General features: G+C 62.0%; 1 protein-coding gene. It reads right to left on the bottom strand.

Features of this window, described 5'->3' with window-relative positions; all coding sequences use genetic code 11:
* The coding region (locus tag A9X03_RS17585) for a cyclopropane mycolic acid synthase family methyltransferase (RefSeq protein WP_156746495.1) at window positions 1-763 on the bottom strand (763 nt) is incomplete at both ends.

The following is a 763-nucleotide window of genomic DNA, read 5'->3' as shown; positions in this document are numbered from 1 at the left end:
ACTTCATGTAGCGGTCGTAGACCTCTTGCGACTGGATGGCGATGGCCTCGTCGCGGTTCGCCTCGAGGGCGGCCGCCCACGTCTCCAGGGTGCGCGCGTAGTGCAGCTGCAGTGAGTGCACCCGGGTCAGCTCGAAGCCGGCCGTTACGGCGTACTCCCCGACGGTCTGCGGGGTCGGGAGCCAGCCCCCCGGGAAGATCTCGGTGAGGATGAACTGCGAGAAGTGCACGATCTCGTGCGTCAGCGTCATGCCCCGCGCCCTGGCCTCCTTGAAGGAGGGGCGAACGATGGTGTGCAGCAACATGATTCCGTCGGACGGCAGCACCTGGTAGGCCATCTTGAAGAAGCGGCCGTAGCGCTGGCGGCCGAAGTGCTCGAAGGCGCCGATCGAAACGATGCGGTCGACCTTGTCGTCGAATTCCTCCCAGCCCTGCAACCGGACTTCGACGGAGCGGTCGGTGGGGATGGCGGCCATTTTGGCCTTACTGTAGGCAAACTGGTTGCGACTCAGCGTGATCCCGATCACGTTGACGTCATATTTCTCGATCGCCCGGTGCAGCGCTCCTCCCCAGCCGCAACCGATGTCGAGTAGCGTCATCCCCGGCTCGAGATTCAACTTGCCCAGCGCCAGATCGAACTTCGCATTCTGCGCCTCTTCGAGCGTCATGCCCTCGCGTTCGAAATAAGCGCACGTATAGCCCATTGTCGGATCTAGGAACAGGGCAAAAAACTCGTCCGAAACGTCGTAGATGGATTGCGATTC

Source organism: Mycobacterium sp. E1715 (assembly GCF_001667625.1).
Classification (GTDB): domain Bacteria; phylum Actinomycetota; class Actinomycetes; order Mycobacteriales; family Mycobacteriaceae; genus Mycobacterium.
The sequence above is the reverse complement of the archived record's forward strand: the minus strand, read 5'-3'. Positions and strand labels throughout refer to the sequence as shown.